We start from the raw sequence: 24,286 nt of genomic DNA on the forward strand, positions 1-24,286 counted from the left end.
AAGTTGCAGATCGGCGTGCGACCTAGTTGATGTCGAACCGGTCGAGCATCATCACCTTGTTCCAGGCCTTCACAAAGTCCTTCACGAACTTCGCTTCATGGCCGTTTTCGGCATAGACTTCGGAAATCGCCCGAAGCTGGGAGTTCGAGCCGAAGACGAGGTCGGCGCGGCTCGCCGTCCACTTCAGGTCGCCGCTGGCGCGGTCATGACCTTCATAGAGATGCTCGTTCTCTTCGGACGCTTTCCAGGCCGTGCCCATATCCAGCAGGTTGACGAAGAAGTCATTCGTCAGCTGGCCGACACGCTTGGTGAAGACACCATGCGGCTTGCCGTCGGAATTCGTGCCGAGGACACGCATGCCGCCGACCAGGACAGTCATTTCCGGCGCGCTGAGACGCAGGAGCTGAGCACGGTCCACGAGAAGTTCCTCAGCCGGGACCGTATATTCGGCCTTCACGAAATTGCGGAAACCATCTGCCTTGGGCTCAAGGAAGGCGTAGGAGTCGACGTCCGTCATTTCCTGGGTGGCGTCGGTACGGCCCGGGGTGAATGGCACCTCGATATCGTGGCCAGCATCCCTGGCTGCCTTCTCGACAGCAGCGCAGCCGCCGAGGACGATGAGGTCGGCCATCGACACCTTCTTGCTGCCGGAGTCGAAGCCTTTCTTGATCTCTTCCAGCTTGGAAAGAACCTTGGCAAGCTGCTGAGGATTATTGGCTGCCCAGTTCTTCGCCGGCTCAAGACGCACACGGGCGCCATTAGCCCCGCCGCGCATATCGGAGCCACGGAAGGAGGCCGCCGATGCCCAGGCTGTTGAGACGAGTTCCGAAACCGAGAGGCCGGAAGAGAGGAGTTTCTCTTTCAGCGCCTTGATGTCGGAGGCATCCACAAGGTCATGGTCGACCGGCGGGATTGGATCCTGCCAGAGCTGGTCTTCCTGCGGGGCTTCTTCACCGAGATAGCGGGACTTTGGCCCCATATCGCGGTGGGTCAGCTTGAACCACGCCTTCGCGAAAGCATCCTCGAACGCTTTTGGATTCTCATAGAACCGGCGGGAGATCTTTTCATACTCCGGATCGACCTTAAGGGAGAGGTCGGTCGTCAGCATGATGGTCGAGACCTTCTTGCCCTGCTCATGTGCGTCGGGCGCGAGGTCGGACTCTTTCGGGTTCTTTGGCTCCCACTGATAGGCGCCAGCCGGGCTCTTGGTGAGCTCATAGTCGTACTCAAACAGCATGCGGAAATAGTTCATGCTCCACTCTGTCGGGGTCGGCGTCCAGGCGCCTTCCAGTCCGGATGTGATGGCATGACCACCCACGCCGCTTTCGTGTTCGCTGGCCCAGCCAAAGCCCTGCGCGGCGATGTCGGAGCCTTCCGGCTCTGCACCGACCAGGGAGGCGTCGCCAGCACCGTGGCATTTGCCGAAGGTGTGGCCGCCAGCGATCAACGCGACGGTTTCTTCGTCATTCATCGCCATGCGGGCAAAGGTTTCACGGATGTCACCAGCCGCCTTGGCCGGGTCCGGCTCACCGTCAGGGCCTTCCGGGTTCACATAGATGAGGCCCATCTGCACAGCGGCGAGCGGGTTCTCCAGCGCGCGGCCTTCGCTGTAACGGCTATTGGGTTTGTCGGAGGTGGCGAGCCACTCTTCCTCGGTGCCCCAGTAGACATCCTTTTCCGGCTCGAAGACGTCCTTGCGGCCGCCTGCGAAACCGAACGTCTTGAAGCCCATATCCTCAAGCGCGACATTGCCGGCCAGGATCATGAGGTCTGCCCAGGAAAGGCTCGCCCCGTATTTCTGCTTGATCGGCCAGAGGATGCGGCGGGCCTTGTCGAGGTTGCCATTGTCGGGCCACGAGTTGAGCGGGGCAAAGCGCTGCTGGCCTGTGCCAGAGCCGCCGCGGCCGTCACCGACACGGTAGGTACCGGCAGAGTGCCAGGCCATGCGGATCATGAAGGGGCCGTAGTGGCCATAGTCGGCCGGCCACCAGTCCTTGGAGTCCTTCAGCGTCGCGGCGATATCCTTCTTGACCTGTTTGAGGTCGAGTTTCTTGAAGGCTTCGGCATAGTCGAAGTCCTCGCCCATGGGATCACCGGCAGGGTGATTCTGGTGAAGGATGTCGAGGTTGAGAAGTTTCGGCCACCAGTCCTTGTTGCGCGGGCCCTTGAAGAGCCAGTGGCGATCCTCATGAATTACGGGGCATTTGGCGTCGTCAGCCATGGTCGTTTCCTTCCTGCTTAGCTGTACTTTGATCTGAACCTCGAACATACCGGATCAAGCTCCATCGAACAAATCAAAACGCACGGCATGCGCTATAGAAAAATTCGATACCTCAACCTAAAACAAGACAGGCCGGGCGTGCCGGCCTGTCTGTCCAGACTGCGATTTACCCCAGAGCTAGATGTCGACGACGATTTTGCCGAAATGTTTCTGGCTCGCCTGATGGGCGAACGCGTCGGCGAGTTTTTCTAGCGGGAAGTGATCGCTGATCACCGGTTTGATGCCGCTTGCTTCAATGGCGGCGATCATGTCTTCCTGATGCTGACGCGCCCCCACAGTGATGCCCGACACGGTGATGTTTGAGCTGAAAAGGGCGGCGGTCGGCACCTCACCCGAAATGCCGGTCAGCACGCCGATGAGAGAGATGTGACCACCAATCCGGCAGGCAGCGATAGATTGCGCCATGGTGCCCGGTCCGCCAATCTCGATCACCTCATCGACACCGCGCCCGCCCGTCAGTTCCTTGGCCTTGGCGCCCCATTCCGGCGTCTCCTTATAATTGATGACGTGATCTGCGCCCAGCTCTTTCAGCTTCTCCAGTTTCTCGTCCGAGGATGAGGTGGAGATGACGCGGGCGCCAGCAGCTTTTGCAAACTGAAGGGCGAAGATGGAAACACCGCCCGTGCCCTGCGTGAGCACCCAGTCGCCGGGCTGAATGGCGTTCTCCACCATAAGACCACGCCAGGCGGTCAGCGCGGCGCAGGGCAGGGTGGCGGCCTCTGCAAAGCTCCACCCTTCCGGCATCCGGGTCAGGCCTTCAGCCGACGCCGCAACGAGCTCGGCCGAGAAGCCGTCGATCCGGTCACCCGGCACGGCCAGCATCTTGTCCAGCTCGGGCGGGCCATCCCGCCAGCCGGGGAAGAAGGTGGAGAGGACCTTGTCCCCCTTCTTGAAACGGCTGACGCCCTCGCCGACCTCGACGACTTCGCCCGCGCCATCCGACATGAGGATACGCCCATCCGGTGCCGGGATCCCGCCCTGTGCGACGACAAAGTCATGATAGTTGAGCGAGCTGGCCTTGACCCGGACCAGGACTTCGCCGGCCTTGGGCTTGGGGTCATCGCGGGTTTCAATCTGGATATTCTGAAGACCGCCCGGCTTCTTGAGGCTGGCAACTTTCATGGACTTTGGCTCCCTTATGGCGTTTTGCTTTGCGCTGTGGAAAGCATCGCTGCCCCTGCGAAAGCCAAGTCATATTCGTACAGCAGACGAAAAAGGGCGGCAGATCGCTCTGCCGCCCTTTCGGTTCATCTAGCTATGTCAGCCTAGCGGCGGAGCGTGAATTCCACACCCACGACGCGGCCCTTCTTGAGCGGCGAGAAGGTGCCGCCACCCGGATAGGTCTGGTAAGGACGCTGCATACCGTCCGAGAGCGGGCCCGGGAAAGGCAGCTGGGTATCGTTACCGGCCTGAACATTGTCCAGCAGGTTATTGCCGAACAGAGACACGTCGAAGCCATCATACGGGGTTTCCCAGGTGATGTTCGCCGACAGCTGGTGAGCATCCTGGATCCAGCCGAAATTGCTGTCCGTATACGCGATCCGGTCGCGATACTGATAGTTTGCGCGGCTGATGAGCGCGCCCATGTCACCAAGATTGATGTCATAGATCGCACCGACACCGTAGGTGATCGGCGGAACACGCGGCAGGTCGAGACGCTCATCGCGCTCGTCCACCACTGTGTCGCCCGAGATGTCGAAGCGGACATCGTCGTATTCAGCGTCGATGATGCCGGCATTGAAGTTCACCAGGAAGTTGTCGGTGAATGCCACGCGGCCTTCGATCTCGACACCCTTGATGGTCGCATCGGCGGTGTTGAGGATGTTCTGGACGACACCAGACGGACCTGCGGTGTTCACCTCACGCTGCATGTCGGAGATCTTGGTCAGGAAGGCTGCACCATTCAGCTGGATACGGCCGTCTTCGCTGCTCGACTTGAAGCCCAGCTCGAAAGCGTCGACCTCTTCTTCGTCAAAGCCAAAATCGCCGCCGGTCGCCGGCAGGATCTGGTTGAGGAAGACGGCAACATCCGTGATGCGGAAGTTGTAGCCGCCCGAACGGAAGCCCTTGGTATAGTAACCATAGGTCTGGAAGTTGTCTGCCCAGTAGTATTGGAGGCCAACCTTGGGCGTCCAGTTCGACCACTCGTCGCCATCGGAGAAGCCGTTCGGCTCCTGTGAGCCAAGCGCAGCGAGAAGCTGGTTGAACCCTTCGGTCGGGCATGTGCCATCGACCACAGAGCATTCCAGACGCGGCCGGATATAGGTGATATCCGCGTCTTTTTCTTCCTTCGAATAACGAAGGCCGAGTGTGGCGATCAGGTCGGGCGTGATCGAGTAGTCAACATTGGCAAAGGCGCCATACACCGTGTGGTCCTGCGACCCGCCGCCATAGAACTCCCACGGAATGCTGGCAGGCAGGGGGGCGGGGCGTGTTGACGGAAGATTGCGGTTCTCAGTGTAGTCGAGCGTCTGGTTGAAGTAGTAGAGGCCCGTTGTGAGGTCGGTCTTGCCGAACGTGCCGGCATAACGCAGCTCGTTGGAAATCTGCTCCTGCTCAAACTCCGCATTGGAGTGGAAGAGCGTGAAAGGCGTGGCGTCGATATCCGTGCCATTGCTGGCGGAATCATAGCTACGATAGCCGAGGATGTTGGTGATCTGGCCGTTGCCGAAATCGACATCATAGTCGGCGCGCAGCGAGCCGAAGATGGTTTCAGCTTCGCCGGTGCCTGGGCTGTTGATCGAGAAGTCGAACGTGTCGCGCTCATAGTAGGAGCGGTTCTGGCCGGAAGGGCCATCGACGCGGCTGTCGGTATATTCGGCCTTGGCAAGGAAGGAGAGACGCTCGGTCGCAAACCACTCAAGAGCACCGCGATAGATCGCAACCTGCGCTTCGCCGTGATTGTCGTCATTATAGAGGTTTTTGAAATAGCCGGCATCGGTGTTGTAGTAGGCGCCGATCTTGCCGTTCAGCACGCCGTCGATCAGCGGACCGGAAACCGTGCCCTGGACGGTGGTGTTGAGGCCGCCGCGATCATCGTCGATCGGCCCGTCAAAGGTTGCCTGGGCCTTGTAGCTGAATTCGTCTGTCGGATTTCCGGTATTGACGACCAGCGCACCGCCCGTGGTGTTGCGGCCGAAAAGCAGGCCTTGCGGGCCGCGCAGCACTTCCACGCTGTCGAGGTCGAACAGGTCGACAACGACGCCATTGTTCACGCCGAGATACACGCCGTCGATGAAGACGCCCACGGCCGGATCGATGGAGGGGATGGAGGAGTTCACGCCGAGGCCGCGGATCGCGAAGTTCGCGGTGCCGCGTGCGGTGCCGACATCGTCCAGCGAAACGTTCGGCGTCGTGTAGGACAGGCTCTCCAGCGTCGTCACGTTGAGCGCGTCGAGCGTGTCTTCATTGAAGGCGGTGACAGAAACAGGAACGTCCTGGACGTTTTCGACGTTCTTTTTCTTGGTCGCCGACACGGTCACCTTCTGAAGGACCCGGTCAACGGCGGACTCGCGATCACCTTCCTCAGCGTCCTGGGCAAGCGCAGGCAGCTGCGCGAACATGGCCGCAGACGCGACGGTGGCGAGGAGGAATTTGCTGCATTGCATTACGATTGTTCTCCCATTGGGTATATTTTTCTTTTTTGAACGGTGTTCATCGACAGGACCCACAATACCCGTTGCGGATCGCATCGCAGCATCGCTTAAGGGAAGCCGAGGCAATTGCTCAATGGGCAAATCCACTGCCATGGAAAAATAGTTCATTGGTGAGGTTTCTTTGCATCACCCGGGGTTAGGCAGAGATGCTCTCTTGTGCAGCGCAGCAGGGCTTGGTCTTGTCCACAGGTTGAAAAATCGGGCGGCGCCTGAGCTTCAGCCGGAAGGAAACTGCGGCTTTCGCTTTTCCAGAAAGGCACGGTAGCCTTCACGGAAGTCAGCGCCCGCAGCGCCGTCCACCATATGTTGCATGAGAGCCGCCTCAGAGGCGCCCTCGTCAATCGCGGCGATCATCGACTTCAGTGTCCGGACAGACCAGGCCGAATTACCCGCGACTTCTTCTGCAAAGGTCTTTGCCGCATCAAGGGCCTCGCCTTGCGCGGCGAGTTCCTCAACCAGCCCCATTTCCAGGGCCTGAGGCCCGGAAAACCGGCGTGCAGAGAACAGCATCCGTTTGGCGGCTGCGGGGCCGATGGCGTCGACCAGACGTTTCAGGTCTGCTGGTGGATAGACGATACCAAGCTTTGCCGGCGGCAGGCCGAACTGGGCCGTCTTCGATGCGATGCGGACATCAGCGGCCAGAGCCAGGGCGATACCCGCGCCAAAACAGCTGCCCTCAATCGCCGCAACGACCGGTTTGCTGCAGTTTGCGATGGCATCAACGGCAGTAGAGATAGTGGCCGTTGTCTCGCGGGTGGCCTTTTCGTCCGCATAGATCGTCTCAAACTCGGAGATGTCCACGCCGGCCGCAAAATGGCCAGCGGACCCGCCATGAATGACAAGCACTTTTGCTGCTGTGTCCGCATCCACGGTGCGCACCAGGACAGGCAAGGCCGACCACATCGACATACTGAGGGCGTTGCGTCGTGCGGGCGCGTTAATGACGATTTCGGCGCAGCTCCCGGAGCCGGTCAGAAATATGGGGCGGTTTTCCTGCAGGGACATTGGCCACGCGTTTCAGCTTCCGGTGCCCCCGTCAAGTCGAGATGAGCCGGGGGCGACGTGAAATCCATGGGCGCGCTTCCTCCAGCTCATAGGCAAGCGCCAGAAGACGGCCATCATCGCCGCGCCGGCCTGAGAACATGGATCCAATAGGTAGCCCGTCTTCAGACCAGAAGAGCGGAACATTCATCGAAGCCGACCCTGCGACATTCATATAAGGTGTGTAGGCGACGAAATCGGTCACTGATTTCATCGTCGCCTCGAAGTCGCCGTCTGGGGCCTGCGTACCGATTTTTGGCGGCGGGGCAGAGACGGTTGGCGTCAGCAGAATATCGAAGTCCTCGAACCAGGCGTCATAAATCGCCGGAAAGGCCTGTAGATTTGCGACCGTTTCGGAAAACTCGCTCTGGCGTTCGCCGAAATAGTTGGCGAGGCCCAGTGTCCAGGGCTCCACCAGCTCTTCCGATGGTGGCTTGCCGGTATGGGCGGCAACGTCCTGCAGGAACTGGTAGGCGCCGGCTGCCCAGTACAAGATGAACTGGTCCTGGAATTTGCGGCCATCTATCGGCAGCTTCCAGTCGACCACCTCATGACCAAGGTCACTGCAGAGAGACGCTGTCTGTTCAATCGCACGGCGCACCTGCGGGTCCAGCTCGGCGCCGTTCGGAGGTTCTGGCGCAAATGCGATTTTCAGCCGGCGGGACGCCGGGCCCGTGATTCGACCGATACGTGGAAGCTCCGTGCCCGCCTCCGCCCCGGCGAAAAGGGCGGCGCTGTCGCGGACCGTTAGGGTCACAGCATGATTCACGCCGAGTTCGACTGGTGCGTTACTGGGCGCATCGACCAGCGCACCGCGCGACGGCTTCAGACCAAACAGACCGCAACAGCTTGCCGGAATACGGATAGAGCCACCCCCGTCGCTTGCATGGGCAAACGGTACGATTCGTGCCGCAGTGAGAGCCGCAGCCCCGCCGGAGGACCCGCCCGGTATGCGCGACGGATCCCAGGGGTTGCGTGTCGGCCCCGTGACGAGGGGTTCAGTGGACGAAATGAGACCGATTTCCGGCGTGGTGGACTTGCCGATAGAGACGACCCCCATCTCGCGCCAGCGAGCCCCTACAACCGAATCCTCCTCGGCCATGTTGCCGCGGAAAGTCCGGCTGCCATACATGGTCGGCGCACCCTTCCAGTCTATGAGGTCCTTGATCGCGGTCGGGACCCCGCCAAAAATGCCCTCAGGCGAGGCGGCCGCGCGGGTTCTCGCCAGGTCATAGGTCTTCGTGGCGAGTGCATTGATCTGCGGGTTCACCGCCTCGGCGCGGGCAATGGCCGCTTCCGTCAGTTCGAGTGAGGTGGTCTCGCCGCGTGCGATCCTGGCAGCCATGGCCACACCATCCATGTCGCCAGACCTTGTGCCCGCGTTCATCACGGCAGAAGGCGCACACGCGCTGGCAAAGGGCAAAAAGGCTGCGAGCGACGTGCCCCCTGCAAGAAGGCGGCGCCGGGTCATCATGGTCATGGCTGTTTCTCCCCTGTCGGCCTCTAACGGGCCAGATTGCCGCCCGAAGGTGCGTCGGACTTGCCGCAATGGCAAGCACCATATAGCCCGGAAAGGAAATTCCTTTCTCGTGCGCCGGGCTTCAACTTCATGCTGTCAGTTCTCGATCTTTTTCGTATCGGCCTTGGGCCTTCAAGCTCTCACACGGTGGGGCCGATGCGTATCGCGCGCCGTTTCCTGCAGGAGGCGGACCGGGCTGACCGGCTCGAAACGGCGACCCGTATCGAAGTGTCGCTTCAAGGCTCTCTCGCGCTCACAGGCGTGGGGCATGGCACCGACAAGGCCGTGATGCTCGGTCTTGAGGGCATGCAGCCCGAAACCGCCGATCCCGTCGAGGCCGAACGGCGCTTTCGCGAAATCGTTCAGACAAAGTCCATCCAGCTCGATGGCGGCCCTGAGATTGCGTTCAATCCGCTGAAGGATATCCAGTTCGCGACCGATATCGTGCCGAAACTGCACCCTAATGGCATGGTGCTGACCCTCCATGGCGCGGAGGGGACAGAGCCTTACAGCCGCGAGTACTATTCGACGGGCGGCGGTTTCATCGCCTCGCGCAAACAGCTGGAAAAGCCCGCGAGCGGGGACATGGTCGCCAGCGCCCGCGGGGCGCCTCATCCTTTCAAGTCGGCTGAAGAAATGATCGGCCTCTGCAAGCAGCATGGCTGGCGCGTCGATGAACTCGTGCTTCACAACGAGGACGCACGAAGATCCCGCGACAAGACACAGAAAAGGCTCGATAAAATTGCGAATACGATGATGGATTGCATTGCGTCCGGCCTCGCCGCGGACGGGACGCTGCCGGGTGGGCTGGATGTGAAGCGCCGTGCACCGGATCTCTATCGCAGGCTCGTCGATAATCCAGGGTCGAATGAGCGCGAGCAGCTGTTTGACTGGCTGAATGTCTATGCCATGGCCGTCAATGAAGAGAATGCTGCCGGGGGGCGGGTGGTGACCTCACCGACCAATGGAGCGGCTGGCATCCTGCCATCGGTCATGCGCCATTATTGTTGCGACGATGACCGGCTGGACCTTTCCAAGGCGCGCCGCTTTCTACTGACTGCGGGCGGTATCGGCCTTCTCTACAAGCAGCGCGCTTCCATCTCTGGCGCGGAGATGGGTTGCCAGGGCGAAGTCGGCGTGGCCTGTTCGATGGCAGCAGGCGGCCTTGCGGCTGTCTGGGGCGCCGATGCCGAGACAGTCTGTGTCGCGGCAGAAATCGGTATGGAGCACAATCTGGGCCTGACCTGTGACCCGGTTGGCGGGCTTGTGCAGATTCCCTGTATCGAGCGCAACGCCTTCGGGGCGGTGAAGGCGGCCAATGCGGCCCGGCTCGCGCTTCAGGGTACAGGCCAGCACAAGGTGAGCCTCGATCAGGTGATCGAGACGATGCGCCAGACAGGCAATGACATGTCGAACAAATACAAGGAAACCAGCACCGGCGGCCTCGCCGTCAATGTCATCGCCTGTTAGGTGCAGCGAACTGTTTTTGCGCTGGCGTTCCCCGCCGTCATGGATTGGTGAAACGGCAAGCGCATGGCATTCTTGGCCCTATGGATGGCTTTCAGACCAAAACACCGGCGCGGCCCGGCCTCGAATACCCCTTTGACGACAAGACCCCCCAGCCGGGTGAGACGACACAGATCATTCCTGGCCTGCACTGGCTGCGCATGCGCCTGCCTTTCGCCCTCGAATGGATCAATCTCTGGCTCATTGATGACGGTGAGAAGGGGTGGACGATTGTCGATACCGGCATGCCCCTGCCGGAAACCAAAGAGGCCTGGCGCACCATCTTCGAGGACAAGCTTGGCGGGCGGCCTGTCTGGCGGGTGATCGTCACCCATATGCACCCCGACCATGTCGGCAATGCGGGCTGGCTGACCCGTAAGTTCCCCGGTGCGCAGCTCTGGATGAGCCAGCTGGAATACATTTCCTGCCGCATGCTGGTCGCCGACACAGGAAGAGAGGCGCCGCAAGCCGGGATCGACTTCTACAAGGCGGCCGGCTGGAGCGAGGACCAGATCGAGAATTACCGTAAGCGGTTTGGCCGGTTCGGTCAGGGCGTGAGCCAGATGCCCGACGCCTATCGCCGGCTTGAGGACGCAGAGGTCATCCAGCTTGGCGGCCATGACTGGACCGTGGTGACCGGCAGCGGCCATTCGCCCGAACATGCCTGCCTCTACTGCGAGGAGCAGAATGTGATGATTTCAGGCGATCAGCTCCTGCCGCGCATTTCTTCCAACGTCTCCGTGCATCCGACAGAGCCGAAGGCGAACCCGCTCAAGGACTGGCTGGAGAGTTGTTCGAAGCTGAAGGCGACGGTCGCCGAAGACGTGCTCGTCCTGCCAGCTCACAACACGCCCTTCCGGGGCGCGCACAAGCGGCTGGATCACCTGGTTCGCGGCCACGATGTCGGCCTGCGGCGCCTGCGTCAGCGCCTGTCGGAGGCGCCGCGCCGTGTGGTGGATACCTTCCCGGCTATCTTCGGGCGCAAGATCGGCGACGATTCGCTATCCCTCGCCACGGGTGAGGCGCTGGCGCATCTCAACTATCTGATTGCGCAAGGTGAAGCGGTCGTCGAACGCGATGAAGAGGGGATCGACTGGTACCGCGCAGCCTGAATCGCGCCGCTGCACGAGTGTCACAGGGACCTGCGAAACGCAGAAGGGCGCGATGATCTACTTGACCGGAGAGGCCCGGACCCCCAAAGCCTTCGCTGGCCGTCTTGCTCCGCTGCGAGACCGGCCAGAGGTTTAACAGCCGGGCAAGGTGCTCGCTGCAAGGGATCAAGATCAGCCTGTCATGAGCACTTCATCGGACATGACTGACACAGAGGCCGGGGAGAACCGGACCCTGAAGGAAAAGGTGTTGCACGAGCTCAAGGAATGGGCCGTCACACTGCTGATCTTCATACCGGCTTTCTATATGTTCTCGTTTCTCATTTATGAGCAGCGGGTCATCCCTTCCGAAAGCATGGTGCCGAATCTCCAGGTCGGGGACCGCGTCGCCGTCAATAAATTCGCCTATGGCTATAGCCGCTACAGCCTGCCCTGGGGCGCATGGCGCCTCGTTCCGGAGGGCGAGGGCCGGGTGTTCGGCAGCAAGCCCGAACGTGGTGACGTGGCTGTCTTCATGCATCCCCACACCGACAGGGTCATGATCAAGCGGATCATCGGGCTGCCGGGCGACAGGGTCCAGATGCTTAACGAGCAGATTTATCTCAATGGCGAGCCGATTGAGCGCGAATTCGTCCGCCGCATCACCTATACCCCGCACGATTTCCGCGGCACTGAGACCGCGCGCGAATACCGTGAGACCATTGGCGACAAATCCTGGCTGACCCACCAATGGCAGCAGGGACCGAGCCAGATCCGCAGCCTCGACAACACGCCTCTCTTTGTCGTGCCCGAAGGCTATTATCTCTTTATGGGCGACAATCGCGACAATTCAGAAGACGGCCGTTCGATCACGGGTCATTGTCCCGTCGGTGACGATGGCATCATTGATGAGGCAGGCTGTGAACTCCCGCCCGGCGTGTCGCCTGAGAAGGCATCGGTCGGTTTCGTGCCTGCCGAAAACCTGATCGGCCGCGCAGATACCGTGCTTCTGTCGACCTATTCTTGCAAGAGCGCAAATGCCGACCCATGCATGAAAAGACGCCTCTGGAGAGGGCTTTAGCCCTTTAACCATAGGCGCGAATTTTGACGCGCTCTTTGCAAATTCCTAATCCTGTCCGGCTAATAGGGCCGTGATGGGACAGATGAATTTCCGCCTTCTTCGCGCCGACGAGATGAGCGCTGAGCTCTGGAGCGGGTTTCACGCCCTGCGCGATGCGCGCAGCCTCTATGACGATCCCTTCTTCGATCCGCATTATGCGCAACTGGTTGCGGACGTTCGTCCGGATGCGCGGATCGGGCTCGCCTTTCAGGGCGATGCGCTGGTGGGCGTCTGGCCGCTTCATCGCCGTCCAGGCGCATGGGCTCGTCCGATTGGCGGGCCTTTTTCCGACTGGCACGGGCCGGTCCTGTCGGGCGATACCGCCCTCACGGCGCACGCGTTTCTGAAGGGACTCGGATTTGTCGGCATGTCGACCTTTGGCTGGCTGCCGCAGGACACGGAGAGTTCGAGCCGCCTGACCATGGCCGGCGCAAATATGAGCGATCTTCGCGATGGCTGGGACGCTTTCCTTGCCAACCAGAATGAGCGCTGGCCGAAGCACTTCAAGAAAATGCGCCGGCTGGAACGCAACATGGAACGCGATTTCACCGATGTCGAATTCCGGATCGACGACAAGAGCGATGACACGTTCAACCGGCTGATCTTTCTCAAACGCGAGCAGTTTCGCCGCACCGGGCGCCACGATGTACTGGCCAGCGACTGGGCCCAGCGGCTGATCGACCGGATGCGGCATTTCCGGTCCGACCGCTTCCGTCTGCGCCTGGTCAGTCTCCATCTCGACGGCAATCATGCTGCCAGCGAGCTGGTCATCCAGTCGGACAAGATCGTGCATGGGTGGCTGACCGCCTATGAAGCTGGTGCCGCCCAGTATTCGCCGGGCAACTTTGTCGTTCAGAACATGCTGCAGGCGATGGCGGCGCAGACAGGGCCCAAGATATATGATGCGGGCCCGGGGCTCGATCACTACAAGCGGCATTACTCCAATTTCCAGTTGCCGACAGGGTCCGGTGTTGTGCGCGCCAAAACAATCGCAATCCGTCCCGAACGGCTTTTCGGCCAAGCCTGGCGTTCGGGCGAGCTTCACCTCGACAGTCGGCTTTCAGAGGTGATGAAGTCAGCCCGCCGGCGGCTCGATCAGGTCTGTATCAGCGAGATTCGTCCGGCCGGCCGTCTGGTCGGGATCGGCAAGGCATTCGGGCGGGCGGCTGCAGCCCTTGAGCTTGCCGATAGCGACGCGTCCAGCTAAGCGCAACATCGGTTGAGATTGGGCCGCGAGTCGTGAAAGCCTCGCGCGCATCGCTATTTTCGAGGGGCAGGACACCATGCAGGCCGCCAGGCGCGAAAAGAAAAAACCGGCGCGCGGGCCAATCATCGTCTCGCGTCACGGCCGGCCCGCGCTCGACCGGACCGCGGGGCCGCGTCTTGACTGGAAGCAATATCGCGACTGGTGGGACCAGTATGAGGCGGGCAGTCTGGCGGAAGATCAGCTGGTGCCGGACAATCTGCGTGCAGCTGTCGCCGATGCGGATGTCATCCTCAGCTCTCCCGCGCCGCGGGCCGTCGAGACCGCCCGCCTTGCGACGGGCAAGGAGCCGGAAACCTGTCCCGTCTTCGTTGAGGCGCCTCTGCCGCCACCACGGTTTCGCAACCGGAAATACCTGCCGAAGACCTGGAACGTCATTGCCCGTACGGCCTGGCTGTATGGGCACAGCCTGGACGGGGAGAGTAACCGTCAGGCGCGCGAGCGGGCCAATGAGGCTGCGCGTCAGCTTCACGAGGCCGCCGCCGAAGGTAAGGTCTATCTGGCCGCCCATGGCTGGTTTAACCGTATGTTGCGCCCTGCCATGGCACGGATCGGCTGGGTCTGTGTACGCGATGGCGGCGACAAGTACTGGAGTTACCGCATCTACGAATATCGCGGTAAATCTTGAAGTCCGCCCATTGTGATGCAGCTGCGAGCTGCTTAGGGTGCGGCGTCTCACCGATTTATGTGGAGCAGATCTGATGGCCGATCAGACGGCGCAGGATATTGACAAGATGAGCTTCGAACAGGCGCTGAGAGAGCTTGAGGACATTGTCCGCAAGCTTGAAGGCGGCGAAGTCGAGCTGGAAAAGTCGATCGCAATCTATGAACGCGGCGCAAAGCTGAAAGCCCATTGCGAAGCCCGGCTGAAGGCGGCGGAGCTCAGGATCGAACAGATCGTGCAGGGCCCGGACGGCAAACCCGCCACCGAGAGCGCAAGCTTCGAATAAGGAGCCGGTTTATGGAGTTTGAGACGCGCCTGACCGAAATCGCTGACAAGGTAACGGTGGCGCTGGACCAGCTCATCCCGCCAGCGCAGGGACCGGAGGCCGACCTTATGCGCGCGATGCGCCATGCTGCGCTCGCCAACGGCAAGCGCATGCGGCCCTTCTATGTCATTGAGACCGGCGCCCTGTTCGAGGGCGATGAAAAAGCGCTGTTGCGTACCGCCGCTGCCCTTGAATGCGTCCACACCTATTCGCTTGTCCATGACGATCTGCCCTGCATGGATGACGACGATCTGCGCCGGGGACAGCCCACGGTACACAAGGCGTTCGATGAAGCGACCGCTGTGCTGGCCGGCGATGCGCTTCTGACGCTCGCCTTCAAGATACTTGCCAGTGAAGATACACATTCCGACCCGGCTGTGCGTCTGCGCCTGATCGAAAGGCTGGCCGATGCCTCAGGGGCCAATGGCATGGTCGGCGGCCAGATGATCGACATGTTGCAGGAAGCCAGCCCCCGCGACCTCAATACCATAACCCGCATGCAGCGGCTGAAGACCGGGGCACTCATTTCCTATTCGGTGGAGGCGGGCGCCATTATCGGCGGCGCGAGCGTCAATGCCCGCCACGCGCTTGCCGGCTTCGCGCAGGATCTCGGTCTGGCCTACCAGATCGCGGATGATCTCCTCGATGCGACCGGCGATCAGACCGTTGTCGGCAAGACACTGCGCAGCGATGCAGATGCCGGAAAGGCGAATTTCGTCACGATTCTTGGCGTTGAAGGCGCGCGCGAACGGGTACAACTGCTTGCAGCCCAAGCGAGGCAGCATCTCGATTTTTTCCGTGATCGCGCCAATATCCTGCTGCAATCGGTTGATTATGTTCTGGACCGGACACGCTAGAACAAAACCACGAATTGGAACAAAAGTCCGTAGAAAGGACCGGCCGCATGAGCCTGCCAGCCAAGACACGCCTTCTCGATGCGATCAATTCGCCCGCTGATCTGAAGTCCCGCTCCCGCGAGGAGCTGAAGCAGCTGGCCGATGAGTTGCGGTCCGAAGTGATCGATGCCGTTTCGGTGACAGGGGGCCACCTTGGCGCGGGGCTTGGCGTTGTCGAGCTGACGCTTGCCATCCATTCGGTTTTCGACACACCTGACGACAAGCTGATCTTCGATGTCGGTCACCAGTGCTATCCCCACAAGATCCTCACAGGGCGCCGGGACCGTATCCGTTCCCTTCGCCAGGGCGGGGGCCTCTCCGGCTTCACCAAGCGCGACGAAAGCGAATATGATCCCTTTGGTGCGGCGCACGCCTCGACCTCGATCTCCGCAGGTCTCGGTTTTGCCAAGGCGCGTGACCTCATGGAAAAGGACAACAAGGTTGTCTGCGTGATCGGTGATGGGGCCATGTCCGCTGGCATGGCCTATGAGGCGATGAACAATGCAGGCTCAGACCTCAGCAACATGCTGGTCATCCTGAACGATAATGACATGTCCATCGCGCCGCCGGTGGGCGCCATGAGCCATTATCTCTCCAAGCTCGTCTCCTCGCGCTCCTATCGCGGCCTTCGCAAATTCGCCAAATCCATTGCCAAGCCGATTGGCCTTGAGGCGCAGGCCCGCAAGGCAGAAGAGTATCTGCGCGGCTTCGCGATGGGCGGGACCATGTTCGAGGAGCTTGGCTTCTACTATGTCGGGCCCATCGACGGACACGATCTCGACGTGCTCGTCCCCGTTCTGGAAAACTGCAAGGCGATGCAGACGGGCCCCGTGCTCCTCCATGTCGTGACGCAGAAGGGCAAAGGCTATGAGCCGGCCGAAAATTCGGCCGACAAGTATCACGGCGTTGCAAAGTTCGATGTCGTCACGGGCGAGCAGCAGAAATCGAAATCCGGGCCGCCCGCCTACACCAAGGTGTTTGCAAAGGCGCTGATCGAAGAGGCGCGCAAGGACGACCGTATCGTCGGCATCACTGCGGCCATGCCTGGCGGCACGGGCATGGATCTTTTCGAACAGGAATTTCCTGAACGCATGTTCGATGTCGGCATCGCAGAACAGCATGCCGTGACGTTTGCTGCCGGCCTCGCGGCCGACGGCATGCGGCCCTTTGCGGCCATCTACTCCACCTTCCTGCAGCGCGGTTACGATCAGGTCGTTCACGATGTGGCCATCCAGAGATTGCCGGTGCGGTTCGCCATCGACCGGGCCGGCCTCGTTGGCGCTGACGGCCCCACACATGCGGGCAGTTTCGACATCGGCTATCTCGGTGCGCTTCCCGGCTTTGTTTGCATGGCTGCGGCCGATGAGGCCGAACTCGTCCACATGGTACGCACGGCGGTCGAGATCGACGACAGGCCAAGCGCGTTCCGCTATCCGCGCGGCGCAGGTATCGGTCTCGATCTTCCGGCAACGCCGACGGCGCTGGAAATCGGCAAGGGCCGTGTCATGCGTGAAGGCTCGACCATTGCGATCCTGTCGCTCGGCGCGCGCCTTCAGGAATCACTGAAGGCTGCCGAAATGCTGGCGGCGCAGGGTCTTTCCTGTACGGTCGCCGATGCCCGCTTTGCCAAGCCGCTGGATGAAGACCTCATCAACCGGCTGGCGCGGGAGCACGAAGTCCTGCTGACCGTCGAGGAGGGCGCGCGCGGCGGGTTCGGTGCGTTTGTCCTGCATCATCTGGCCGACTCCGGCGCGCTGGATGGCGGCCTGAAGGTACGCACACTTCATCTGCCGGACATTTTCCAGGATCAGGACAAGCCGGAACTCATGTACGCCGCGGCCGGTCTGGATGCCCGCAGTATTGCGGCAAGGGCCATTGAGGCGCTTGGGCGCGGGGACATGCAGGAGATTGACCGCCTCGCCAGAGCGTGAGTTGGACACAAGTTCGCCTAACTTTTCTGTCAATCGGTATGTCGAGGCGCCGGGTCATCACCCTGGGCTTGTCGCAAACCTGCCTTTCATGAGGAAACGAATGAGACTTATAGCGCTTGCTGCTCTTACGGCAGTCCTGCTTGGGGCCTGTGAAACGTCGCCAAAGCTCGTGCCGATGGAGCCTGCGGCTTTCGAGACAGCCGTGACCGACGCCAGATCGTCCTGGCACCCTTATGCATCTATCAACGCCTTTGCCAAGATGGCCGAAACGCAGACTCTGACGCCTGTCCAGCGCGCAAAGGTTCTGTATGAGCGCGGCGTGATTCGCACCGAGCAGTCCATTGAGCTTCCCGCTGCCATAGATGACTTTCAGCAGGCGGCTGCCATACCTGAAAACGGCCTCGCAAGTTCCGATATTGAACAACGGATCGGCGTGGCGCAGGCCAAGCTGAATGCCGCTCGCAGCCGGCTTGCGGGACTCCAGACCTTGCCCGAATGGTTTGACGACAAGGTCGCCATTGGGGAGGTCTCAGCCGCCGCTGAGCGTTTCCGCAATTCCGGCCTCGCTCCCGATCCTTACGATGCGGGCCTTCTGGAGGCGGCGGGCTATCTCTGCCGGGCGCCATCCGGGGAAGGCCAGCGCTGGGAATATGGGGAGAATACGGCGCATCTCTCCGAGCTGAAATGGTGCGAAACGGGCGCGACCTCTTAATTTGCGCGACATTCCTGATGGGGGTCTGCTAGCTTGTGCTGACAATTGAGCAAGCCGCAGCCTCCAGGAGTGTTTTACATGCGCAAATTACTTCCCTGTCTCGCCGCTCTGGCGCTTCTCGGCGCGTGTGCAACGACCAGCTCCCCACCCGAGAACGCGGCCGCTGCAGCCGCTGAGCTCAGCGACTATGAGCGGGCGATAAACACCGCCACCACGCTTGAGCAAGCCGGCAATGAGCAAGCAGCCATAAATCGCTTGTCACAGCTCCTCGCCGAACCGGACCTCACGGCCGAGGAGATGGCAGCCACGCTCTATGCGCGCGCGACCCTCCGCTACGAAGAGGGCAACGACATCGAAGGCGCGATTGAAGACACGCAGGAGATTCTGGCGAAATATCCCGCGTCGGACGTCTCTGGTGAGGCGGCTTCACTGCTGGAAAAGGCCGAGCAAAGCCAGGCACAGCTGGTGCGCCGGCTTTCCGGTGAGGTGAGGCCAGAGGAACGCTTCGAAATCCTCTTCAAGCTTGGGCGCCATCTTGAGGCAGGCGACATCATGACCGCCAACGCCCTTCAACCGGACAACGCTTATCTGCTGGATATGTATCAGATTGGCCACCTTTGCGATGGCTCCAATCCGGGCGGGCGCTCATACGCCCTGGTTGAGCCGGATGGCACTGAACGCACGGTCCAGTTCTGCAACCGGATGAACTAGGTCGAAATGCGACATTTGACCGGCTCGCGCCTCTTTCCTGACCGGGCCGCTCATGATTGAGTGCGCATGACCTATGAGAACGACCAGGGAGAATCGTGATGTCCGCAGATGGCGCGCCTGAATGGCCCGTACTTTCCATTGCGCAGGCGAATGAAAAGCTTGCCGAGCCGGGAACCCCGCTCGCCGTCGCCGAAGGTGAAATCAATGGCGTGAAAATGCGCTACTATCCAGAGGCTCCGCCGACGCTCCGCTTCCTGATTGAGGCGTCACAGATGCACGGCGAGCGCACCTTTCTGGTTTTCGAGGATGAGCGTGTCACCTTTTCGGCTCACTGGCGGGCCGTCTGCAATTTTGCCCATGTGCTGAAGGATGAGTTCGGCGTCGAGAAGGGCGACCGTGTTGCCATTATCATGCGCAACTATCCGCAATGGCCTGTCGCATTTTTTGCCGCGCTTTCCATTGGCGCGATCGCGACGCCGATGAACTCTTGGTGGACGGGCGAGGAGCTGGAATACGGTCTGAAGAATAGCGGCGCCAAGGTGGCCGTTGTCGATCCCCAGATATACGAGCGCATCCGCGACCACATGCCTGAAATCACCGAGCTGGAAGCGGTGGTCATTGCCCGGGAAACCGAGGAAGAGCGCAATAATCCGCGCATCCATAATTTCGAGAGTTTCATCGGTGAGCCTGGCGACTGGGCTGGGCTGGAGAATAAGGGCCTGCCGGATGTGGACGTCGGCCCGGACGATGAAGCCACGATCATGTACACGTCCGGCACGACTGGCCGGCCAAAGGGCGCGCTCGCCACGCACCGGGCGATTATCTCCAACATTCTGAACTCGATGACCTGTCAGGCGCGTATGTTCCTGCGCCGTGGAGAACAGCCGCCAGAACCGGATCCCAATGAGCAGCGCGCGGCCTTGCTCGCCATCCCGTATTTCCACGCGACAGGCTCATTCTCCGTCCTGATCCCGACCATGCTGCGCGGCGACAAGATTGTCAGCATGTATAAATGGGATGCGGGCAAGGCCCTGCCGATCATTGAGGAAGAAAAGATCACGGCGATCGGCGGCGTGCCCGCAATTGCCTGGCAGGTGCTGGAGCACCCTGACCGTGACAAGTACGATCTCTCCTCGATCCAGGCCGTTTCATATGGCGGTGCGCCCTCTGCGCCAGAGCTTGTGTCGACGATCAAGAAGCGGTTTCCGGAAGCCATGCCCGGCAATGGTTGGGGCATGACGGAAACCTGCGCGACGGCAACGCTCAATATCGGCGAAGACTATGTGAACCGCCCGCAAAGCGCCGGGGCGCCCCCCAAGGCGGTCGAACTGAAAGTGGTCAATCCGGAAGGCGAGACCCTGCCAGCCGGCGAGGTGGGCGAACTCTGGTGCAAGAGCCCGGCAAACTGCAAGGGCTACTGGAATCGTCCGGATGCGACCGCTGAGACCTTCAAGGATGGCTGGGTCGTTACGGGTGACCTTGCCCGGCTCGATGAGGAAGGCTTTCTCTACCTCGTTGACCGCGCGAAGGACATGCTGATCCGGGGCGGTGAGAACATCTACTGCATCGAGGTGGAGAACGCGCTTTATGACCATCCGGCGGTGATGGATGCGTCCGTTGTCGGCATTCCGCATAAGGTGCTGGGTGAGGAAGTCGGCGCAGTCGTACAGCTCAAACCCGGCAAGGCCGTCACCCAGGATGAGCTTCGCGCGCATGTCGCCAGCCAGCTTGCGGCCTTCAAGGTTCCGGTTGAGATCATATTCCAAGACGAACCTTTGCCGCGCAACGCCAATGGCAAGATCCTGAAACCGGTCCTGCGTGAGCAGTTTTCGCCAAGAAACTAGCACACAGCAGCCAGTCCAGCGGAGGTAGCGCTATCGCCGGGAATGATCAGGACGATATCGGCTCGGGCGGAAAGTCCGTTGCGCTCGAGAACCGGAACACGGGTGAGGATGGCCGGCGGTATTCGCCGTCGGCCGCCCGCAACCGCGAGGTTATTGGCGACGTCCTTGCCGATCATATGCCGGTAGAGGGGCATATCCTCGAAATTGCGTCCGGCACCGGGGAGCATGGCGTCGATTTTACCAAGCGTTTTCAATCGCTTCGCTGGACTTATTCAGACCTGGATGAGCTCAGTCTCGCCAGTCAGGCGGCCTGGGTTGCGCATACAAAGCGCGAGGGGCGTCTCTCGGGGCCCCTTCGTGTCGATGCTTCCAAAGCCGGCTGGGGGGAGGCTGAAAGACCCGGCGCTTGCGACGCGATCTTCTGCGCCAATATGGTCCATATCGCGCCCTTCGAGGCCGCCGAGGGGCTCATCTCCGGAGCAGGGCGGCTGCTCGCCTCTGGTGGCCGGTTGATGCTGTATGGGCCTTTCGCGCGCGCGGGCGTCATCGCGCCCTCTAATGCCCGGTTCAGTGAGGATCTGAAGCGGCGCGATGAAAGCTGGGGTGTTCGTGACCTCGATCACGAGATTATCCCCCTCACAGAGAAGTCGGGGCTGACGCTGGCAGCGGTTATCGACATGCCGGCCAATAATCTGAGCGTCATTTTCGAAAAGCGCTGAGCCACGTCCCCTCCGCCCGGGGAGTCAGAGCCAGCGCATCTTTCGGAAGAGAAATAGAAGACCACCCGTCACCACCAGCATGGCCGTGCACAGGAAGGTGAAGGCCAGCGGGTCGCCCGCGCCCGGCATGCCGCCAAGATTGACGCCAAACAGGCCTGTCACAAAGCCTAGCGGCAGGAAGACCGCGGAGATGATGGCCAGCACGAAAAGGCGCTGGTTCATCCGCTCGCTGCGCTCTTCGATCACCTGTTCCTGCAGGACGAGTGAACGTTCGCGGATGGAATCGAGCTCTTCGCCAATCCGGGTGACGCGGTCGGCGATTTCCCGCAGATAGAGGATGTCCCCCTGCGAGAGGAGACCTTCGCCCTCGCGGGCAAGATGGGCCAGGGCCTCGCGCTGAGGGATGATGTAGCGGCGAAGGGCGAGGACCTTGCGCCTGAAATTTGCGAGCGCTGTCTTGGGCAGGCTTGCGCCCGGCGCCAGCAATTCATCCTCGAAATCGTCGGCCTGTGCATCGAGCTCAGCAACGACAGGTTCGATCCGGTCTGTCAGCCGCGCGGCGATGAAGGTGATAATCTCGCCGGTCGAGCGCGGAACCTCGCCGGCCATGATCTCTTCGCGCAGATCCTGGGCCGCTTTTATATGAAAGGCCCGCAGGGAGACGACGACGCCGCTCGTCATCCACATGCGGATGGCGATCATGTCTTCTGGCTCCGAGCCTTCATTGAGGTTCACGCCCCGGAGGTTAATCAGCAGACCGGGCCCGTGGCGCAGGCAGCGTGGCCTTGTGTCCTCCTGCAGCAGCGACTCGTCGATCACCTCATCAATGCCGCTGGTCTCTGTCAGCCAGTCGCGCACCTCCGGCGAGAGCCGGTCGAGATGAAGCCAGCGATAGACGCCGGGACGTTCCGCAGGACCGGATTTCACGTCTTCCCAGGTCAGACGTTTTGCATGTCCATCTGCATCAAATTCGAAACCGTAAAGGAGCGGGTTCGAGGCCGTCTCGCTCATCTGCGGCGCTGCTCCATGGCGACATAGCCGAGCGCCTCGATCCAGACGATGACATCCTCACCCACGCCCTCATCGCGCAGGAAGCTGGAAAAGGCGGGCATGAACTCCTGCGAACCGGCACACTGATCGATCGCATCATTGAGCTCGGGCAGGACGATCCTGTCGAAGTCCTGGGCAAGATCGGTGAAATCATCCGCAAGCGTGGCAAGCTGGATCGCGAGCAGGGGCCCCGGATTATCAATATCGCCGGAAACACGCTGAAGGGCGCGGATCGTGTCGATATTGGAGGAGGCGAACTGGTCGAAAATCTGGTCGCTCTTCCACTCCACCCATTCAGGTGTGCAGGGGTCAGGCTGGGTGGCGCAGCCCGAAAGAAGGGCTGCGCCTGTGAGGGCCGCGGCAAGGCTGGCGAAGAGACGTGTCTGTTTCATAAGCCAGACATACCGCATGAAGAGGTCAGGCAAAGCTGAAATGTGTGATCTCGTCCTTGGTGCGGGTCGTAACCCGCGCGCCGACGGGACTTTCCTCCTCACGCAGGTGGTCAAGGGCGACCGGATCTGCGATGGCTATGAAGCGCTTGCCTTCATCCGTGCGCCCAAGGATGACGCCGTGCTGCGGGCCTTCGCGGCCATGGACGACCGTATAGGTCTCGACCGTCCCGCCGCTGGGTTCTGGATCAAGCTCCACCTGCTCTGTTGGTTTGGCGGCGGGCTCGACGGTCTTGAAGGTGTCCGGCCGGGTGGTCGACCAGACGCCGACCGCTTCCTTGGTCATCCAGCCGCCATTGGCGAGGACGAGGCCGAAAGCGCCAGCTTCCTCGCGCAGCTTGTGCGCCATCTCTGCCAGCCCATGCATGGAGTAATTGTTGCCCGGGCCACCAAAGAAGGGCAGCCCGCCCGTCAGCGTCAGAGGCCGTTCATCGGTGAACGGGTCGATCCCCATCGCCGCTGTGGAAGAGAACACAGCACAGGGAAAGCAGGAATAGAGATCGAAATAGGCAATGCCGCCCGAGGTGCGGCCTGCCTGATCCAACGCGCGGGAGATGGCCTGTTCCATTGCCCAGGAGCCATCGAGCTTGGGCCGCAGTGAGAGAAGGTCGTCGCTCGCCTCGCCGGCGCCATGCAGATAGACGCGCTTGTCCTTTGCCACGCCAAGCTCATCGGCCTTGTCTTCCGACATGATGAGGACAGCGGCGCCCTGGTTCACAGCATCCTGGGCGATATGCCATTTCAGGAAGGGGTCTGCGAATTCATAATTCTTGGGCGATGGCGTCGCGAGAAATTCCTCAGACCGTTCTTTCGGAAACTGCGAATACTCATTGTCGGACGCGACCTTGGAAAAGGGATGGAAGAGTTTCGCCATGGCCTCGCGCTGCTCTGAGCGCGTGCGCCCTTCGCGCGCGGCAATGGCGTTCTCGAACAGGGCATAGAAGAAAGCCGGCGCGACGAGGCCATGCTTGATTTCTGCGCGTGAAAGCATTTCGCCGCCAAGGCCGCGATCTTCGTAATCGGCATCATCGCTGTCGGCCCAGTTGATCTCGACCTTGTTCTTGAGCGCCCCCTTTGAGGCCCGGTTGGCTTCCGATCCGGCGATCAGGGCGACATCAAGCTCTCCGGCATGAATGCGATTGGCCATCTCACCAGCAAGGGCCTGCGGGCTCTGGCCGCCGACATCGGAATAGATGAGGCGAGCTGGCTTGGCGCCGATATCGCGGGCGAGCGTGCCGGGCAGGTTGGTATTGTGTCCGTGCGGGTGTTTGGCCCCGCGCACCGAATCCTCAAAGATGCGCACAAAGGTCAGCGTGTCGATGGCCGAGGCGTCTATGCCGGCGTCTTCGATTGCCGCCCTGGATGCGGTCACGGCCAGGCTGAGAGGCGAGGGCGCGCCGTCGGGACCTTGCGTTCCGTCCCACTCGCTCATCGATTGTCCGACACCGACCAGAACCGGCATTGACCCTTTTGCCATCACTTCACTCCTCAAATCTGCTGGCGCCACTGT

At 61.0% G+C, this 24,286-nt stretch carries 20 protein-coding genes; 12 read left to right on the forward strand and 8 right to left on the reverse strand.

The window, feature by feature from the left end; genetic code table 11:
• Nucleotides 1–22: 22 nt before the first annotated feature.
• The 5 genes from katG to ABNU55_RS11315 form a co-directional block, all read right to left on the reverse strand.
• Nucleotides 23–2,221 carry a catalase/peroxidase HPI gene (gene katG / locus ABNU55_RS11295; RefSeq protein ID WP_290751971.1) on the reverse strand — a complete coding sequence of 733 codons (2,199 nt, stop codon included), beginning with the start codon at nt 2,219–2,221 and terminating at the stop codon, nt 23–25.
• A gap of 177 nt (nt 2,222–2,398) precedes the next feature.
• Complete coding sequence (locus ABNU55_RS11300; protein WP_290751972.1) at nt 2,399–3,403, reverse strand: NAD(P)-dependent alcohol dehydrogenase; 1,005 nt, start codon at nt 3,401–3,403, stop codon at nt 2,399–2,401.
• A gap of 143 nt (nt 3,404–3,546) precedes the next feature.
• Complete coding sequence (locus ABNU55_RS11305) at nt 3,547–5,889, reverse strand: TonB-dependent receptor (RefSeq protein ID WP_348764363.1); 2,343 nt, start codon at nt 5,887–5,889, stop codon at nt 3,547–3,549.
• A gap of 264 nt (nt 5,890–6,153) precedes the next feature.
• The gene (locus ABNU55_RS11310; protein WP_290751976.1) at nt 6,154–6,942 is read right to left on the reverse strand and encodes an enoyl-CoA hydratase-related protein; all 789 of its coding nucleotides are present in this window, start codon (nt 6,940–6,942) and stop codon (nt 6,154–6,156) included.
• Between the two features lie 31 nt (nt 6,943–6,973).
• A complete protein-coding gene (locus ABNU55_RS11315; protein WP_290751978.1) occupies nt 6,974–8,458 on the reverse strand; it encodes an amidase in 1,485 nt (494 codons plus the stop codon).
• Between the two features lie 129 nt (nt 8,459–8,587).
• Between ABNU55_RS11315 and ABNU55_RS11320 the strand changes: the two genes are divergently transcribed.
• From ABNU55_RS11320 to ABNU55_RS11375, 12 genes are all read left to right on the forward strand, one after another.
• The gene (locus tag ABNU55_RS11320) at nt 8,588–9,967 is read left to right on the forward strand and encodes an L-serine ammonia-lyase (protein ID WP_290751980.1); all 1,380 of its coding nucleotides are present in this window, start codon (nt 8,588–8,590) and stop codon (nt 9,965–9,967) included.
• 80 nt (nt 9,968–10,047) lie between these two features.
• Complete coding sequence (locus tag ABNU55_RS11325; protein WP_348764366.1) at nt 10,048–11,115, forward strand: MBL fold metallo-hydrolase; 1,068 nt, start codon at nt 10,048–10,050, stop codon at nt 11,113–11,115.
• Nucleotides 11,116–11,314: 199 nt separating this feature from the next.
• Nucleotides 11,315–12,172 (forward strand): signal peptidase I, encoded by an 858-nt coding sequence (gene lepB / locus ABNU55_RS11330; RefSeq protein WP_348764364.1) that lies wholly within the window; start codon nt 11,315–11,317, stop codon nt 12,170–12,172.
• 73 nt (nt 12,173–12,245) lie between these two features.
• Nucleotides 12,246–13,418 (forward strand): GNAT family N-acetyltransferase, encoded by a 1,173-nt coding sequence (locus tag ABNU55_RS11335; RefSeq protein ID WP_290751986.1) that lies wholly within the window; start codon nt 12,246–12,248, stop codon nt 13,416–13,418.
• A gap of 76 nt (nt 13,419–13,494) precedes the next feature.
• A complete protein-coding gene (locus ABNU55_RS11340) occupies nt 13,495–14,103 on the forward strand; it encodes a histidine phosphatase family protein (protein ID WP_290751988.1) in 609 nt (202 codons plus the stop codon).
• A 73-nt stretch (nt 14,104–14,176) separates the two neighbouring features.
• Entirely contained in the window at nt 14,177–14,425 is a 249-nt protein-coding gene (locus ABNU55_RS11345; protein ID WP_290751990.1) for an exodeoxyribonuclease VII small subunit, read from the forward strand.
• An 11-nt stretch (nt 14,426–14,436) separates the two neighbouring features.
• Complete coding sequence (locus ABNU55_RS11350; protein WP_290751992.1) at nt 14,437–15,321, forward strand: polyprenyl synthetase family protein; 885 nt, start codon at nt 14,437–14,439, stop codon at nt 15,319–15,321.
• Nucleotides 15,322–15,374: 53 nt separating this feature from the next.
• The gene (dxs, locus tag ABNU55_RS11355; RefSeq protein ID WP_348764367.1) at nt 15,375–17,291 is read left to right on the forward strand and encodes a 1-deoxy-D-xylulose-5-phosphate synthase; all 1,917 of its coding nucleotides are present in this window, start codon (nt 15,375–15,377) and stop codon (nt 17,289–17,291) included.
• A 100-nt stretch (nt 17,292–17,391) separates the two neighbouring features.
• On the forward strand, nt 17,392–18,003 hold the full coding sequence (locus tag ABNU55_RS11360; protein WP_290751996.1) for a hypothetical protein: 612 nt from the start codon (nt 17,392–17,394) through the stop codon (nt 18,001–18,003).
• Between the two features lie 78 nt (nt 18,004–18,081).
• Entirely contained in the window at nt 18,082–18,714 is a 633-nt protein-coding gene (locus ABNU55_RS11365; protein ID WP_290751998.1) for a hypothetical protein, read from the forward strand.
• A gap of 98 nt (nt 18,715–18,812) precedes the next feature.
• Nucleotides 18,813–20,558, forward strand: a complete 1,746-nt coding sequence (locus ABNU55_RS11370; protein ID WP_290752000.1) for a class I adenylate-forming enzyme family protein — start codon at nt 18,813–18,815, stop codon at nt 20,556–20,558.
• A 56-nt stretch (nt 20,559–20,614) separates the two neighbouring features.
• Entirely contained in the window at nt 20,615–21,277 is a 663-nt protein-coding gene (locus ABNU55_RS11375) for a DUF938 domain-containing protein (protein ID WP_290752025.1), read from the forward strand.
• Between the two features lie 24 nt (nt 21,278–21,301).
• Here ABNU55_RS11375 and ABNU55_RS11380 read toward each other — a convergent pair whose 3' ends face one another.
• Genes ABNU55_RS11380 through ABNU55_RS11390 form a run of 3 tightly spaced genes read right to left on the reverse strand, consistent with a single transcriptional unit; the run spans nt 21,302 to nt 24,253 of the window.
• The gene (locus tag ABNU55_RS11380) at nt 21,302–22,288 is read right to left on the reverse strand and encodes a zinc transporter ZntB (RefSeq protein ID WP_290752002.1); all 987 of its coding nucleotides are present in this window, start codon (nt 22,286–22,288) and stop codon (nt 21,302–21,304) included.
• The gene (locus ABNU55_RS11385; protein WP_290752004.1) at nt 22,285–22,719 is read right to left on the reverse strand and encodes a hypothetical protein; all 435 of its coding nucleotides are present in this window, start codon (nt 22,717–22,719) and stop codon (nt 22,285–22,287) included. The genes ABNU55_RS11380 and ABNU55_RS11385 overlap by 4 nt, the downstream gene beginning before the upstream one ends.
• Nucleotides 22,720–22,744: 25 nt before the next feature.
• A complete protein-coding gene (locus ABNU55_RS11390; RefSeq protein WP_290752006.1) occupies nt 22,745–24,253 on the reverse strand; it encodes an acetyl-CoA acetyltransferase in 1,509 nt (502 codons plus the stop codon).
• Nucleotides 24,254–24,286 lie beyond the last annotated feature (33 nt).

Source organism: uncultured Henriciella sp., from assembly GCF_964005855.1.
Classification (GTDB): domain Bacteria; phylum Pseudomonadota; class Alphaproteobacteria; order Caulobacterales; family Hyphomonadaceae; genus Henriciella.